The organism is Erwinia billingiae Eb661, from assembly GCF_000196615.1.
In the GTDB taxonomy this organism is placed as follows: Bacteria; Pseudomonadota; Gammaproteobacteria; order Enterobacterales; family Enterobacteriaceae; genus Erwinia; species Erwinia billingiae.
Genome location: NC_014304.1, coordinates 19,980 through 35,149 on the forward strand (window position 1 = coordinate 19,980; position 15,170 = coordinate 35,149).

13 protein-coding genes are annotated in these 15,170 nt (G+C 49.6%); 6 read left to right on the top strand and 7 right to left on the bottom strand.

The window, feature by feature from the left end:
- Nucleotides 1-475: 475 nt before the first annotated feature.
- Both EBC_RS00120 and EBC_RS00125 read right to left on the bottom strand, forming a co-directional pair.
- Entirely contained in the window at nt 476-2,413 is a 1,938-nt protein-coding gene (locus tag EBC_RS00120) for a methyl-accepting chemotaxis protein (RefSeq protein ID WP_013199739.1), read from the bottom strand.
- A 1,072-nt stretch (nt 2,414-3,485) separates the two neighbouring features.
- Nucleotides 3,486-4,067: a TetR/AcrR family transcriptional regulator gene (locus tag EBC_RS00125; protein ID WP_013199742.1), complete on the bottom strand. Its 582-nt coding sequence runs from the start codon at nt 4,065-4,067 to the stop codon at nt 3,486-3,488.
- Nucleotides 4,068-4,612: 545 nt separating this feature from the next.
- On the opposite strand from EBC_RS00125, the gene EBC_RS00130 reads away from it, so the two are divergent.
- Entirely contained in the window at nt 4,613-5,329 is a 717-nt protein-coding gene (locus EBC_RS00130) for an SDR family NAD(P)-dependent oxidoreductase (RefSeq protein WP_231853648.1), read from the top strand.
- A 23-nt stretch (nt 5,330-5,352) separates the two neighbouring features.
- Nucleotides 5,353-6,159: an SDR family NAD(P)-dependent oxidoreductase gene (locus tag EBC_RS00135; RefSeq protein WP_013199745.1), complete on the top strand. Its 807-nt coding sequence runs from the start codon at nt 5,353-5,355 to the stop codon at nt 6,157-6,159.
- A gap of 78 nt (nt 6,160-6,237) precedes the next feature.
- Here the strand turns inward: EBC_RS00135 and EBC_RS00140 are convergent, their stop codons facing one another.
- From EBC_RS00140 to EBC_RS00150, 3 genes are all read right to left on the bottom strand, one after another.
- Nucleotides 6,238-7,296, bottom strand: coding sequence for an alkene reductase (locus EBC_RS00140; RefSeq protein WP_041691776.1), 1,059 nt, complete (start codon nt 7,294-7,296; stop codon nt 6,238-6,240).
- A gap of 277 nt (nt 7,297-7,573) precedes the next feature.
- The gene (locus tag EBC_RS00145) at nt 7,574-8,326 is read right to left on the bottom strand and encodes a pirin family protein (RefSeq protein WP_013199747.1); all 753 of its coding nucleotides are present in this window, start codon (nt 8,324-8,326) and stop codon (nt 7,574-7,576) included.
- An 80-nt stretch (nt 8,327-8,406) separates the two neighbouring features.
- Nucleotides 8,407-8,988 (bottom strand): isochorismatase family protein, encoded by a 582-nt coding sequence (locus EBC_RS00150; protein WP_013199748.1) that lies wholly within the window; start codon nt 8,986-8,988, stop codon nt 8,407-8,409.
- A gap of 170 nt (nt 8,989-9,158) precedes the next feature.
- Here EBC_RS00150 and EBC_RS00155 point away from each other — a divergent pair, with 170 nt between their 5' ends.
- Nucleotides 9,159-10,046: a LysR family transcriptional regulator gene (locus EBC_RS00155; RefSeq protein WP_041691777.1), complete on the top strand. Its 888-nt coding sequence runs from the start codon at nt 9,159-9,161 to the stop codon at nt 10,044-10,046.
- Between the two features lie 51 nt (nt 10,047-10,097).
- Here the strand turns inward: EBC_RS00155 and EBC_RS00160 are convergent, their stop codons facing one another.
- Both EBC_RS00160 and EBC_RS00165 read right to left on the bottom strand, forming a co-directional pair.
- Entirely contained in the window at nt 10,098-10,829 is a 732-nt protein-coding gene (locus tag EBC_RS00160) for a pirin family protein (protein WP_041691778.1), read from the bottom strand.
- Nucleotides 10,830-11,054: 225 nt separating this feature from the next.
- Nucleotides 11,055-11,477 (bottom strand): Lrp/AsnC family transcriptional regulator, encoded by a 423-nt coding sequence (locus EBC_RS00165; RefSeq protein ID WP_013199751.1) that lies wholly within the window; start codon nt 11,475-11,477, stop codon nt 11,055-11,057.
- Between the two features lie 123 nt (nt 11,478-11,600).
- Between EBC_RS00165 and EBC_RS00170 the strand changes: the two genes are divergently transcribed.
- The 3 genes from EBC_RS00170 (at nt 11,601) to EBC_RS00180 (ending at nt 15,089) form a co-directional block, all read left to right on the top strand.
- Complete coding sequence (locus tag EBC_RS00170; protein ID WP_013199752.1) at nt 11,601-12,623, top strand: ornithine cyclodeaminase; 1,023 nt, start codon at nt 11,601-11,603, stop codon at nt 12,621-12,623.
- A 7-nt stretch (nt 12,624-12,630) separates the two neighbouring features.
- A complete protein-coding gene (gene ctlX, locus EBC_RS00175; protein ID WP_013199753.1) occupies nt 12,631-13,557 on the top strand; it encodes a citrulline utilization hydrolase CtlX in 927 nt (308 codons plus the stop codon).
- Nucleotides 13,558-13,658: 101 nt separating this feature from the next.
- On the top strand, nt 13,659-15,089 hold the full coding sequence (locus EBC_RS00180) for an amino acid permease (protein ID WP_013199754.1): 1,431 nt from the start codon (nt 13,659-13,661) through the stop codon (nt 15,087-15,089).
- Nucleotides 15,090-15,170 lie beyond the last annotated feature (81 nt).

Here is a 15,170-nt window from a genome sequence, read left to right on the forward strand (position 1 = left end):
ACCGAGAGCAGGCCAGCGCCTCTATGCAGCTAACCCCGCCTCTAATGATTTGCTGCATATCGCCATTTTTAAATTTGAAGTCTGATTGATGAAACTGCGTAGTAAGAGATTTGACTGAATGGCCGGATGGCGCGAGTGCAGAACAGCGCCCCAGGGGGAAGGTGTAACGCGCCGTCCGGCACGAGAGGAATTATGAAGGCCATCCGCAATAGAAACAACTATAAAGAGGAACGCGTTGCAGGTTGCATTACGGATGTTATGAGCGTAGCTCATATGGGCAATTGGAGAGTAATGCCAAATATTTCAACAGGCGTTCAATTAGTCCACCGAGCCTTTAATTGCAACAGTATAACTTTATCATGGTTTTAAATGAGATAAGCCATCCCTCAAGATGGCTTATCAAATGCAAATACAGAAGAAGTTTTGTAAAAATGTTGCCGCATTAAATGGCACACAACTAAAGTATTTGAACCACTTATACAGCGTTTGTGCGGAACACGCTGACAGCATCCCTCAGGCTTGCGGCCCGGCTTGCAAGTTCATCAGCAGATGAAGCAGACTCTTCAACCAGTACGGCATTCTGCTGCGTAACCTGATCCATCTGTGTCACCGCAATATTTATCTGAGATATGCCCGCACTCTGTTCTTCAGAAGAAGATGAAATCTCTCTGACTAATTGAGATGTCTGCTCAATAGCTTCCACGCTTTGCTTAACTTTTTCACCGGCATCCAGGGCCATCGAAATTCCCTGTTCGGCATGCTCAACTGACTGCTCAATCAGTCCTTTGATCTCCTTCGCCGCTCCAGCCGATCGCTGTGCGAGTGCCCTGACTTCAGATGCAACAACAGCAAAGCCCTTGCCGTGCTCACCTGCCCGGGCAGCTTCAACGGCTGCGTTTAAAGCAAGAATATTAGTCTGAAACGCTATCCCGTCAATAACGGAGATGATTTCTTTAATCTGCCCCGCACTGTTGCTTATTTTTTCCATTGAAGCCAGCACTGACTCCATCGCCTCACCGCCTCTTAAGGCCGCACTGGTAGCGGAGTTGGCCATTTCAGCAGCATGGCGCGTGTTATCTGCATTATTGCCGATAATTGACGATAACTGCTCCATACTGGCCGCAGTCTCAGCCAGAGAGGCTGCCTGTTGTTCAGTTCGCGCAGAAAGATCACCATTTCCGCGAGCAATTTCTTCAGATGAGGTAGCGATAGTGACAGCGTTGCTTTTGATGTTTTCAACCGTAAGTGTAAGTCGCTGACTCATTTGCAGTAATGCCTTGAGCAGTCCGGCAGTTTCATTACGTCCTGTCACCGTAAATGTTGACGTAAGGTCACCACCTGCGACTTCAAGCGCCAGCTTTGATGCTGCACTGACAGGTCTGGTAACGGAGCGAATGATAACCAGAGCGAAAATTACTGCCAACAGGACGATAAAAACAAGAACTGTCAGTAGTGCATATTGTGCATACCGGTGTTCCTTAATCTGCGCATTCAGCATTTCATTCAGCTCATTACCTCCACCAATGGCGTAGTCGCTGAATTTGTTAATAGCGTGCGTAAAGAGCGCTGCATAGTTTTTCGGGTTTTGATTCGTCATGCTCCGGTTAAGAAAAATCGCCTCAGCGGTTTTGAGAGCACTGTTTGCCTCCTGAACGGCTGCATCTGCATCTGCACTGAACTTTTGCTTAAGTGTGTTATCAGATAAAAATAGTTTTTCAGAATCCTGAACAAATAAATTCAGGTTATACGAACCATTACTGATTAAAGACTCCATACGGACAGAGTCTGCTTCACTTATGCTTTCATTTCGGGCAAGAAGGGAAGTGCCGAATGCACGTATTTTCCCAAGGCTTTCGGTCAATTCAGGCAATGATGAAAAATTACTCGTAATTAAACGGTACGTGTTGATATCTGAATCGAGAGAAAGGCCGTAAAAATCCAGCACATCACGGTTCGCGTTCAAAAGGTTGCGAATGAGGAGGGCATGCGCATCAAGACTGGCTGTTAGAGTCAGTTGTGAAGAATCGATTCTCTGCTGTAGCTGGCTCCACTGTGTGCGCACATCATTAATTTTGCTGATTATGGCAGCGCTGCCTTCTGTCTTGGCCATATCTTTAGTAATAACGTCAGTAATGTTTTCAATTTCATCTCTGACCTGAGCGCGGGACGGTGTTGCTGGATTTTTAGTTGCAATGGCAATGGCGGTTTCTGCACGATGGCGCTGTATCAAATTGAGTAGGGCTAAAATCTTATTTTCTACGGGTACACCTGTTACCTCCCTTTGCTTATCCTGAATGTATTTATTACCTTCGGAAACAAAAAGCATGGTAGGAACTGAGAACAGGACAAGGGAAAACAGGCCCAGAATGGCAAATTTGGCGGTAAGACTTATATTGTTAAGAATCTTATTCATTTATAATTCCTGGTGAATTAATTCGTTATAGTGACAATTACAAAAGATACATTTGCAAAGCACCTTAACCTTTTTATCGGTTATTCCTTCATTAACTTTATACCGCATTGTTGATTTACTGCTTTACGGAATAAACCTTTAGTAACGCTAAACAAAGCACTTAAGCTAAATAATCATTATTTCTCGGGATGAAGTTATGTTCGCAGCGGCATTAGTCATTGCTGGATTTTAATCTGAGAATTTTTACTGAGATTTGAATGAGTCGGCTGAACTAAATGCGGATCGCGCACATGTATTATGAACATGTCGCCGAAGGACGTTGTCTCGGGGAGGTAAGGTGAAGCAAAACTATCTGACCTGGCAGGCGCTTTGATCGCTGCGAGTGACCTGCTCCCCGTTGATTCACTCATAACGCTGTTAGCAATGTCCGCTTCTCGCTCAAAGCAGCCTGTCAACGTGATCGATCGCCCTTACCACAGCCTAGAAGTACAAAAAATAACCTTAACGTACAATAATTTTCGATATCCAAACTGACCCCTTTTATACTGGTCAGCATCCACGTTGCGATCGGGACTGTATGGTCAGTCACACTCATTTTATCCACGCATTTTGCGTCAGCCGTATTGAAGAAAAGTCGCGTTGTTCGGGTGATGGACAGAGCAACAGGGGGCTTATTTTTATGCTTTGCGGCTAAACTTGCTATGAGCACGAGATAGCCTTGGGCTAACTGTAAACGTTCGCTTCTGGCACAAAGCGGACCGTCATACCTGCTTAAAAAACAGGCTTAGCGTAGGATGTTTTCCGTTTTCCAAGCGGCCCCCCTGTACGGCAATCGCTGGGATCTCTACCAGAACAAGCACAACTAAACCTCTTCGCCGGTTGCGTCTTCAGTGGATAGCCGGGATATACGAATACTCTCTTAAGCTCCACATACTGCGCTTACTAGTCCGCTTTTCGCTCACAGCAGCCGGTGAACGACCTGAACCTGTCTGTTGTATGTTTGAAGTGGACTTTTACTGACTCATTTCATGAAATATCGCTGTTTCTGTAAAGGCTTGCAGGACAGCCGTAATCATTTGTGCAGCGCTTCCAGTACCACGGTTAAGGCATCGTTTAACCTTTCTTTCACTGAGCGTGAGCGCGCCATAACCTGGAGCCCCTGATAAGTAACGGTCAGGGCTCTGCCATGCATCCGGGAATCTTTGAATTCCGGGATCGAACCGTCAACTTTTCCCCGCTCTATAGCTTCAACTAAAGCATCCTCAATCCCCTGAAAGTCTTTAGCAATTAACTGTTGAACTTCCTCATCGTGTGGCCCCAGCTCTATGGCCTCGTTACAGCTCATGCACCCTATCGGTTCTTCCTGATTCGCATGCGCTAAAACCAGTCGAAAAAAGGATTCAATTGAGTCGTATGCGTTAGATTTACTGTTCAGATGGATTTTTAAGGCTTTCATGCGTTCCTGCCTGAATAGCTCAAATGCAACCAGGAACAGCCCGCGTTTGCTGCTAAAAGTGTCATAAAGACTACTTTTACTCAGCCCCGTAGCCTCAAGAAGATCGGTAAGTGAGGTTGCTTCAAAGCCCTTATGCCAGAAAACGTGCATGGCCTTGAGTGAAACTTCTTCAATGTCGAATTCTCTCGGACGCGCCATAGATTCCTCAGGCCGGTATTAGTGAATATAATTTAGCGAACAAGCACGCTCCTGCTGTCACTTTTATATAATTATATGTTTGTAAATGACTTTTCTGAAATGAAATTTCAGGATAGTCACTGGGACGGTGCAGGCAGGCGTTTTACAAAAAATTTTCGGCAGGTTATGGACCGTTCGGGCCAAAACCGTTATTGTTTACATAAATAATACAATTATTTAACCATTGTGCAGGCGGTGCTTTTTAAGGGCTCTTGAAAGGGGTATGTGGGGCCGTGAGTCGCCGGCTCGTCCTTCCTGAAAGTCCGGCCATGCCTGTCCGTAAGCTTTACAGGAATCAGATTGAATGCCATCAGACCGGGCTGAATGTTAATTATTCTGGACCGCCCGGTCTGTTAAACTGCCTGTTTCACCGGCCGTGTGTTAGCAAAGGCGGCTCGTACCAGACATTAAACCAGCCTGCTTTTCGGGTTAAATACCATCACTAATAAAGAGGTTTTTTTATGTTATCCGGTAAGGTTTTTATCGTTACAGGCGCAGCGAGCGGTATGGGCAAAGCAACGGCCTTACTTCTGGCTGAACAGGGAGCTGCGGTTATCCTCGCCGACCTGAATCAGGAAGCAGGAGAAGCACTGCAGCATGACATCACATCCCGAGGCAAACGCGCTGAATTTATACGGACGAATATTGCCGCTGAAGAAGATGTCCAGCGCATGGTTGATACGGCAACCGGTTGCTTTGGTCGTCTGGACGGGGCGTTTAACAATGCGGGTATCGAAATGTCATTCAAACTCCTGCATGACATCACGCTCGACGAGTGGCGTAAGCGCATTGACGTCAATCTGACCGGCACGTTTTTATGTATGAAGTATGAAATTGCCGCAATGCTGAAAACCGGCGGCGGCAGCATCGTTAATACCTCTTCTATCTGGGGACAGGTCGGCGGTAAAGGGATCAGCGATTATTCAGCGACCAAGCATGGCGTTAATGGCCTTACCCGCTGTGCAGCCAATGATTACGGCGTCGATAAAATCCGGGTGAATTCAGTTATGCCGGGTACCATTGAAACGCCAATGATCCTTGAAAGAGCCAGCTGCGTTACAGGTTTCGAAGAAGTGCTTGAGGTGGCCCGCCGTCGCCATTCCGTCCAGCGTTTCGGAAAACCGGAAGAAATCGCGACCACGGTTGCCTGGTTACTCTCAGATCAATCTTCGTTTATCACGGGTGCCGCAATACCGGTTGATGGCGGCTATTTATCTAACTAATTATCGGTTAAGGGAACCGTCACATGAAATATATCGATGTTTCAGAAAACTCACTGAATGACCTTATCTCCTTACGCGGGCGTACAGCGGTTGTCACCGGCGGAGCGATCGGGATTGGTCGCGCCATTGGTCAGCGCCTGGCAGAGGCGGGTGCCAGTGTGGTTATTGGCGATCTGAATGCTGAACAGGCTCAGCGAACGGCCGAAGAGTTCGAGGCATATGGCGGCAAACATATCGGTGCCAGACTGGATGTTAACGATCACGCCTCCGTTACTGCCCTGGCACAGAAGGCAGTTGATGAAACTGGCAGACTCGATATCTGGGTGAATAATGCGGGAATTTACCCTTCACGAAAGGTGCTCGAGATCGGAGACGAGGAGTGGGCGCGGGTGCTGGATATCAACCTGCGTGGAACGTTCTTTGGGGCGCGTGAAGCCGCATTTCGCATGGAGCCAAACAAAGGGGTCATTATCAATATTGTCTCCACGGCTGCATTTAACTCCAGCAATGGCGCAAATCCGGCTCACTATGTTGCATCAAAACACGCTGTTGCCGGACTGACCAAAAGCCTGGCGGTTGAGCTGGGCACCAGGGGTATCAGAACCGTTGGCGTTGCTCCGACGCTCACTGAAACACCCGGCGTTGCGGCAAAACGGGAGGCGGGGGATGAAGTTACTGAGGCCCTGGTGCAGTACGCAAAAGGACTGCCGCTGGGACGACTGGGCGTTCCGGATGACATCGCGCGCGTCGTTTTGTTTGCGGCCTCGGATTTAGGTGCTTTTGTTACGGGGACGATTATTCCGGTTGATGGCGGCGACCTGGCTCGCTGATAAAAGTACGCGTACAACCATATTGTATATAAAAGAGGATGAGCTGACGGCTCATCCTCTTTGCTTTTGTGTACCTGATTAGTGCATTACAGGATAATCAGTGTAACCTTCGACGCCGCCGCCATAGTAGGTAGCCGGATCGGCACTGTTCAGTGGAGCCCCTGTTTTAACACGGCTGGTAAAGTCCGGGTTAGCCAGAATCATCTGGCCGTAAGATTCCAGTTCGGCAAGGCCGGACTGGATATCATCACCGATGCTTTCTCTGCTTTTCCCGGGGCGATTCAGTATCAGCGGCTGCGTCCATAATACCCGCAGTTCACCCAGCAGTGCCTCATTGCCCATATGCATAATGTGCAGGTAGCTCAGTCCGAGCTTATTCAGCTCAGCAACCAGGTAACGATAAAGCGCCGGGCCCTCTTCACCTTCATTGATACCCCAAATCTGGCTGCCCGGAGAAAGACGGATCGCGGTTTTGTCTGCACCAATCTCATCTGCAATGGCTGCCGCCACCTCCAGCGCAAAACGGGCACGGTTCTCAATGGAGCCGCCATATTCATCGGTGCGCTGGTTGGCGCTCGGTGCTAAAAACTGGTGTATCAGGTAGGCATTAGCGCCGTGGATTTCCACGCCGTCGGCACCGGCCTCAACAGCACGCCGTGCCGCATAGCGGAAATCAGCAACCGTGTTGTGTATTTCTTCCGTTGTCAGTTCGCGAGGCACCGGAATATCCTGCATGCCGGTTGCGGTAAACATCTGTACGCCGGGGGCAATAGCGGAAGGTGCCACGCCCTGACGATGGTGCGGCGTATTGTCAGGATGATTCATGCGGCCGGTATGCATAAGCTGGATGAACAGATGGCCGCCCTTATTGTGAACGGCTGAGGTGATTTTTTTCCAGCCGACCACGTGCGCGTCGGTGTAAATACCGGGCGTCATTAAGTAACCCTGTCCGTCATCGCTGGGCTGCGTCCCTTCTGCAACGATCAGACCCACCCCGGCGCGCTGTGCATAGTATTCAACCGCAAGGTCAGCCGGCGTGCCGTCATATTCAGCACGGCTACGGGTCATGGGGGCCATCACCAGACGGTTTTTCAGCGTTAAATGCCCGAGTTTGAACGGGGTAAATATTTTATCCATTTTTCTTTTCCTGTGGCCTGATAAGAAGATAGGTCGGTAAAGTAGGGCTGTATTAATAAAGAACAAAAAATTAATGCAGCTGTTCAGCATGCTGACTGGATACATAAATAGCTTCAGTAATACCTGATTTTTAATATTGAATTAAAATAAAAAATCAATATCCGGATGCAGGGTGATAAAAATCATCCGGCGTTAGTCAGTAAAAAATTCAAAGTGCTGTATTCCGCCAGTAAACTGAAAAAATGACTGAGCTGCCTGTGAAATTTTATAAATGTCATTACAGGCGTGGGCGCATATTTCCACTGAACATACCGCCACGGAAAACTTTTGCCGCCGGGTCAGTGGTGAAGAGCACCAGATCAGTGTTGTCCAGCGCGGTGACGGTGTGAACGTCGTCGCCTTCGATAATAATGCTCTCACCCGTATTAAGGGTGATTTCACCGATCCGGGCTACGCCCTCAAAGACATATAACAGGCGCACCACGTTACTGACCGGAACAGCCGGCAGCTTCAGCTCGCTGCCTTCAGCAAGCCGCGTGTCCTGTACCCACGTCTGAGAACGAAAAGTTAACGGCGCGTTTTCAGGGCCGGCAATCAGCCGCCAGTTATTGTCACTGTAAGGCGTGCCAAAGTCATGAAACTGAACCTGTGGTGCCAGGTCGGTTTCAGAGGGGCGAATGAAAATCTGCAGACACTGCATTGACTCGCCTTTTTCACCCAGAATGCGCTCCTCATGCTGGAAGGTGTGTCCGGCGTTCATGAGCATCAGTCGGGTATCAGAAATTTCTTCCTCATTACCGACCGTATCCAGATGCAGCATTCTGCCTTTACGCATATAGGTGAGAATTTCATCATCCTTATGCGGATGCATTGAAATTACTGTTCCGGCTTTGACGTTTGCCTGATCGATACGGCCGATTGCCCCAATACCACTGTCGTCTGAATTCTGCACCATGCCCGGCCAGAGGATATCGATACCGAAACCGCCAGAGCCATGCTGATGTTTACTGCTGTTTTCTATTTTAAGCATTGTTATTATCCTTCTGTCCGGGAAGGCAGACCCGCACGGAGGGCGTAAAACGCTGCCTAACGGGCCTGCCGGTTTATTCTTTACTGAAAGGATTCCATTAATACCTGGACCAGTTTCTCCCCCTGAGGTGTTGCCCAGCTTCCTGCCAGCTCAGCAATCAGCTGGTTGGTTGTGGTCAGGGTAATGCCATTTTTGTCCATGCGGCGCAGCGCAATGTCATCAGCCATTTTGGTTGGTGAGGCACCGGCATCAGCAACGACCTGTACGTCAAACCCTGCTGCAACCAGCGTCAGTGCCGGGTATACCGTACAAACGTCATTGGTCACGCCCGCAATAATCAGTTTCTTTCTGCCGGTGGCTTTAACCGCGGCGGAAAAGTTCTCATCGTCCATGGCGTTAACGATGCCCAGGCGCTTGATTCGTGCTTCAAATTCTTCTGGCAGAATGGTTTTCAGTTCTTCAACCAACGGGCCCTGGGCATACTCTTCCATGCTTGAGGTCAGCACCACAGGCATATTCAGAATTGCAGCAGATTTGGCCAGCATCAGCGCATTACGTTTTAACTCTTCAAAAGGCATGGATTTGGCCCAGCCCATAGTGCCGACCTGATGGTCAATTAACAGCATGGCGGCGTTGTCAGCGGTGAATTTTTCAAAGCTCATGATATTTATCCTGTAGGTTATAATTAAGTACCTGATACTTAGAACTTTTTATCAGGATCTAAGCAGGCGTTTTTTTCATCTCCCCTGCGAATGATTAAAGTATAGCCTGTTAATTTTTGGGATAAATAGCTAATATCAGAATTCAATATTCCACCAGTGGCACAATTAACATGGAACTTCTTAACCATATGTCCTGCTTTGTCGAGGTCGTCAAAGCACAGAGTTTTCGTGGCGCAGCTGAGGCGCTCGGCATGCCTAATTCCACACTGTCCCGTAAAATAAAGGAACTTGAAAAGTTTATCGGTCTCAGGCTGTTACACAGGACGACGCGTAAGATTGAGCTGACCGAAGCCGGTCAGATTTATTACGAACGAAGCCGGCGCATCATTGATGAGGCGCGTCTGGCGCATGAACAGCTGGGTTCCCTCCTGGCTCAGCCGCAGGGCATGCTGCGGGTCTCTTTACCGGCCGATTTTGCGGTGGTTATTCTCGCGCCGCTTATAAAAGCGTTCTCGGACTTTTATCCGGGTATCAGCTTCGATTTTGATTTAACGCCGAGAAATGTTGATTTGGTGTCGGAGCCCTATGATCTGGCTGTTCGCATGGGGAGTCTGCCCGATTCCGGCCTTATTGCGCGCAAGCTCGGGTCGCTTTCGCGCAGCCTTTACGCATCCCCCGACTATTTAGTTCAGAATGGCACTCCCGGTAACCCTGATGAGCTGACGGCTCATGAATGTATTGGTATGCGGCAGGATAAGCCCGGTCACTGGCACTTACATCGCGAAGAAAGCCGGATTAGCCTCAGAATTTCCGGGCGTTTTCAGATGAACAGCATTGGTATGATGCGTCGTTTTGCCTCAATGGGAGCAGGCATTGCGATTTTGCCTGACAAAATTGTCGGGGAAGACGTTGCGGATAATAAACTGACCCGGGTATTGCCTGACTGGAGGGCTGAAGCGGTCACGATTTATGCTCTGACTGAAACGCGGCTGCTACCCGCGAAAACTCAGGTGTTTATTGAATTTATGCGTGAGAAGCTGAGCGAGGAGGCGGACTGACACGCGTTGTGTTGTTCCCGGTCATACTCATTACAGTGACCGGGGATTGAGTTATTTACCGCTGATTGAACCCACCATAACGGCTTCAGCATTCAGCTTGACCTGGAAGCAGACCAGGACCGATGGTGCCAGAGCCGTTATCTCTGGCAGATCCGTTTCGCTGCCTAAACCGTCACCTTTTCCGAGCCTGCTGTCTCCCGCCCCGATTGCTCCTTCAGCCACATAGAGGAAGGTAGCAAAACCCTGTCGCACGGGAACCTCTGTTTTCTGATCGGGCAGGAGCTGAATATCACAGACATAAATCTGCTGACGGATTTCCAGACACTCTCCCTGACCTTCTGGTGCGGCAATCAGCTCCCAGTGGTTAAGATTTTCACCTTTTTTTCGCTCCAGAAACTGTACGCGCCCTTCCAGGTCGGCTTCGCGAGGGCGGATAAAGATCTGAAGCATCTCGACAGGTTCTGAAGGGGCAGACTCTTCATGCCAGAAACTTTCTCCCGCATTCATCATCATAATTTTTTGGGAGGATAGCGCGACCCGCTGACCATTCCTGTCTTCATGAATCATTGTGCCGTGCATCAGGTAGCTGAGAATCTCATCGTTTTTGTGTTCATGCATACTCACCAGCGTGCCGGTTCCAAGGTCTGCATGATCAATCCCGCTTAAAGAGCCGAACGCAGTATCATGTTGTGCCGGTAGTGCGTGCCCCGGCCTTACGTGGCGTATATGAAACGGACCTTTCTGAAAGGTAGCGTCAGGGTCTGATCGCAGAATGCTACTCATATTGCCCTCCAGTGAAAAAATAAACATTTACTGAGTTGTATCTCAGCCTGACATGAGGAAGCCGCAGAGCCTGGCTTCATTGCGTTTAACCGGACGCCTTCCTGTCTGCTGCAAACAAAACGTCCGCTTATCGTTCATAGCCTCCCAGAGGGCACTGATAAAGAGATTTTATTCCAAACGCCGGAGCGTGCCTGTCTGTGGAACGCTGGCCACATTGACGATGACCTAGGCTTTATGCGTCGACAGTAAAATACTCGTTTCGGTATTATATATACCTTCTATACGGCGAATTCGCCCCAAAGTACGGTCAAAATTCTCCAGTGAGTCAGAGCGTAGTTCTACCAGTAAATCCCATTTACCATTCGTACTGTGCAGAGTATAAACCGCCGGATCGCTGCGTAACTGCTGAACAATTGCGAGCGCCTTCGTTCCTTCTACCGTCACGTTCATCCATGCACGAATGCGGTTAGGCTCCACACCCGGTTTAACCTTTACAGTGTATCCCGTAATAACGCCTCCCTGCTCCAGCGCTTCCATACGCTTTTGCACCGTCGCTCGCGAAACTTTCATCCGGCTGGCTAATTCTGTCACGGACATGCGCGCGTCATCACGTAGCAGCGCTATTAACTGTTGATCGGTCAGATTCATAGCAAAATGATTTATTTAGTGAGCAGTTTGCTCATTATCGCCACATTTTGAACATTTAAGCAACTTACTGAAGTCAAAATGCTTTTACATACTGTTGTTTTATGACAACAGAGAGAATTTTTCATGACCCGTTTTGTTGATATTGAAGATATGCGCCAGCTGGTCAGCTTATCTGGCGTGGCAAAATTTATAAGTCAACTGGTTGATTATATTGAGCACGATTTCCGCCGCTGGCCTGAGTTTGACAAAACTCCACGTATTGCCAGCCATTCTGACATTGGCGTTATTGAACTGATGCCCACTGCCGATGCCGAGCTTTACGGCTTCAAATACGTTAATGGTCACCCGCAAAACGCATTTCACAACCAGCTTACCGTAATGGCATTTGGCGCACTGGCGAAAACCGCGACCGGCTATCCGGTTCTGCTCAGTGAATTTACCCTTGCCACTGCATTGCGCACCGCTGCCACCTCGGTGCTTGGCGCAAAATATCTGATGCGTAAAGATGCCCGACAAATGGCGGTAATCGGTAACGGCGCACAAAGTGAATTCCAGATCATCGGATTCCATGAAGTATTGGGTTTAACCGATTTCTGGTTATACGACGTTGACAGCGCCGCGACCGAAAAGCTGATGGGCAATCTCAACGCCTGTCACGGCATTCGTCTGCACTTCTGTCGCTCGGTAGAGGAAGCCGTGGCACAGGCCGATGTCATCACCACCATCACTGCTGACAAAACTAACGCAACGATTATTTCATCCGCGCAGGTCAAGCCGGGCGTTCACCTTAATGCGGTGGGGGGGGACTGTCCTGGCAAAACCGAGCTTGCCGCCGATATCCTGCATCATGCCGAAGTGTATGTTGAGTTCACACCACAGTCTCGTATTGAAGGTGAAATTCAGCAGATGCCGGCAGATTTCGCAGTGACGGAATTATGGGAAGTAATCAACGGCACGCGACCAGGGCGTAGCAGCGTTGCGGCAGTCACGGTATTCGACTCTGTCGGTTTCGCCATCGAGGACTTTTCCGCCTTGCGACTGATCAATGATATCGCCACTCGCCATAATATCGGCCGTGACATTGCACTGGTGCCGTCACCGAAAAATCCGCGTGATCTTTACAGCCTGCTGGTTCGCCCGGAGTAAGTACGCGATGCAAACAGCTCAAACAGTTATGATGGTGCGGCCCGCCGCCTTTCGCGCCAATCCGGAAACCCTGGCAAGCAATGCATTTCAGAAACCGTCAGCGGCCGTCAGTGATGTTGCGGAACAGGCGCGTGTCGCTTTTGATGCCTATGTGGCAGCCTTGCGGCATGCCGGGGTTGAAGTGCTGGTTATTGATGACAGCGCCGAGCGGGAAACGCCAGACTCGCTGTTTCCTAATAACTGGATCGCCATGCTGGAAGACGGTTCCATTTATACTTTTCCCATGGAAGCGCACAATCGCCGGCGTGAACGTCGCATGGATATCATTGCCGACCTGACGAAAGGCTACGAGGTTACACGCCGTATCGATCTGTCGGGTTTTGAGGCTCGCGGTTTGTACCTGGAAGGAACCGGCTCTCTTATTCTCGATCACAACAGCCGCATTGCCTATACCTGCCGTTCATCACGCAGCTCTGAAGAAGCGGGCCGAGAATTTGAACGACTTTCCGGCTACAGCATTCACTGGTTTAATGCGCGCGATCGGCATCTGCATCCGATTTATCACACCAACGTAATGATGAGTGTGGGATTGCGGTTTGCCATCGTATGCCTCGATTCGCTGGCGTCAAAACCTGAACGACTTCGGTTGGTCAAACTGCTTGAGCGGACAGGAAAAACGATTATTGATGTGACGTTCGCGCAGATGGAGGCCTTCACCTGTAATGTGCTGGAAGTCAGAGATCAGAAGGGTCAGCCGGTCTATGCAATGTCAACACGTGCATGGGCCGCATTTACGCCTGAACAGCAGGCGCTCATTTCTGGCTATGCCACACTGGCGCTTGCGCCTATCGACATTATCGAAGATCTCGGTGGTGGTGGTGCACGCTGTATGGTGGCTGAAATCTTTCTGGCAAAGAAGATGGCCTTTTCCTGATTACCCGTCTGATAAATGCCCGGCCACCTCAGCCGGGCTTTTGTTGTCTTTGGAATGCTGATGCAGCGTATTCCAGAGGCAATCTAAAACCGGAGTGAATTATGCAGAATAATAAAACCCCGGCCAGCCTGACTCAGGCCTCTGCCGATAACCGAACGCTCGCCAAGCAGCTTGATAATCGTCATATACAGTTAATCGCCATCGGTGGTGCCATCGGTACCGGCCTGTTTATGGGATCTGGAAAAACCATCAATTTGTCCGGCTCATCCATCATTTTCACCTATGCCATAATCGGTTTTTTTCTGTTCTTTGTGATGCGCGCACTGGGTGAATTGCTGCTGTCAAATTCACGCTACAACTCCTTTGCCGACTTTGCCGGAGAATATCTCGGTGCCTGGGCCAGTTTTTTTATTGGCTGGACATACTGGCTGAGCTGGGTGGTGGCCTGTATCGGCGACGTTGTGGTGATTGGTGGCTATATGCGGTTCTGGTTCCCTGATTTGTCTCTGTGGATCCCGGCATTTGGCGCGCTGGCACTGATGCTGATAATGAATATGTTATCGGTGCGGATATTCGGCGAAATGGAGTTCTGGTTCGCTATTATTAAGGTGGTGGCGATTATAGCGCTGCTGCTGGCGGGATTTGCCATGGTGATGTCCGGCTATACCTCTCCGCAAGGGGTAAAGGCCTCGTTCAGTCATCTGACCGAGAGCGGTACGGTATTCCCGCATGGTATTTCTGGCTTCATCGCCGGCTTTCAGATTGCGCTGTTCTCGTTTGTGGGTATCGAACTGATTGGCGTGGCGGCGGCAGAAACCAAAAATCCTGAAACCAATCTTCCCCGGGCAATTAACGCTATTCCGTTACGCATTCTTCTGTTTTACGTATTATCTCTGGCCTGCATTATTTCTGTCTCCTCCTGGCATCATATTTCACCAAACAGCAGTCCGTTTGTCGGGCTGTTTTCGCTGGCTGGCTTGCCTGCGGCGGCGGCAATAGTCAATTTTGTGGTGTTGACCTCCGCTCTTTCCTCAGCCAACAGTGGCGTTTTTTCTACCAGCCGCATGCTGTTTGGTCTGGCAAAAGAGAATGCGGCGCCGCGTGCACTTGGCAAGCTTTCATCGCTGAATATCCCCCTGCGGGGATTACTGCTGTCAGGATTGTGTATGTTCAGCGGTGCTGCTCTGCTGTTTATTATTCCCAGCGTAATGACGGTGTTCACGCTGCTCTCTACGCTGTCAGCAATCCTTCTTATCTTCATATGGAGCATGATCCTCTTCTCGTGGCTGGCTTACCGCAAACAGCGTCCTGAACTTCACTGCGCCAGTCATTATCGTCTGCCCGGTGGCACAATCATGGCCTGGAGTTGTCTGCTGTTTTTCATGCTGATGCTGTGCGCTCTGGCACTGAAACCAGATACACGCACCGGACTGATGATTGCGCCCCTGTGGTTTATCTGGCTGGTAATAGTCTGGCGTAGCCAGCGCGCTGGCATTGGCCGCCTAGTATTAAAAAAACAAACTGATGAGTAATTGTGTCAAGGCGGCGCAGTAGGCTCCGCCTTATTTCAGGTTACGACTGGCATGTCTTACCGGTCAGTGACTGAAATCAAT

Excerpts from the sequence above, each read along its gene's own strand:
- EBC_RS00160 (WP_041691778.1), bottom strand. The coding sequence starts at position 10,829 with ATGAGTAGCATTCTGCGATCAGACCCTGACGCTACCTTTCAGAAAGGT.
- EBC_RS00125 (WP_013199742.1), bottom strand. The coding sequence starts at position 4,067 with ATGGCGCGTCCGAGAGAATTCGACATTGAAGAAGTTTCACTCAAGGCC.
- EBC_RS00145 (WP_013199747.1), bottom strand. The coding sequence starts at position 8,326 with ATGCTTAAAATAGAAAACAGCAGTAAACATCAGCATGGCTCTGGCGGT.
- EBC_RS00120 (WP_013199739.1), bottom strand. The coding sequence starts at position 2,413 with ATGAATAAGATTCTTAACAATATAAGTCTTACCGCCAAATTTGCCATT.
- EBC_RS00135 (WP_013199745.1), top strand. The coding sequence starts at position 5,353 with ATGAAATATATCGATGTTTCAGAAAACTCACTGAATGACCTTATCTCC.
- EBC_RS00150 (WP_013199748.1), bottom strand. The coding sequence starts at position 8,988 with ATGAGCTTTGAAAAATTCACCGCTGACAACGCCGCCATGCTGTTAATT.
- EBC_RS00170 (WP_013199752.1), top strand. The coding sequence starts at position 11,601 with ATGACCCGTTTTGTTGATATTGAAGATATGCGCCAGCTGGTCAGCTTA.
- EBC_RS00165 (WP_013199751.1), bottom strand. The coding sequence starts at position 11,477 with ATGAATCTGACCGATCAACAGTTAATAGCGCTGCTACGTGATGACGCG.
- ctlX (WP_013199753.1), top strand. The coding sequence starts at position 12,631 with ATGCAAACAGCTCAAACAGTTATGATGGTGCGGCCCGCCGCCTTTCGC.
- EBC_RS00130 (WP_231853648.1), top strand. The coding sequence starts at position 4,613 with ATGGGCAAAGCAACGGCCTTACTTCTGGCTGAACAGGGAGCTGCGGTT.
- EBC_RS00140 (WP_041691776.1), bottom strand. The coding sequence starts at position 7,296 with ATGGATAAAATATTTACCCCGTTCAAACTCGGGCATTTAACGCTGAAA.
- EBC_RS00155 (WP_041691777.1), top strand. The coding sequence starts at position 9,159 with ATGGAACTTCTTAACCATATGTCCTGCTTTGTCGAGGTCGTCAAAGCA.
- EBC_RS00180 (WP_013199754.1), top strand. The coding sequence starts at position 13,659 with ATGCAGAATAATAAAACCCCGGCCAGCCTGACTCAGGCCTCTGCCGAT.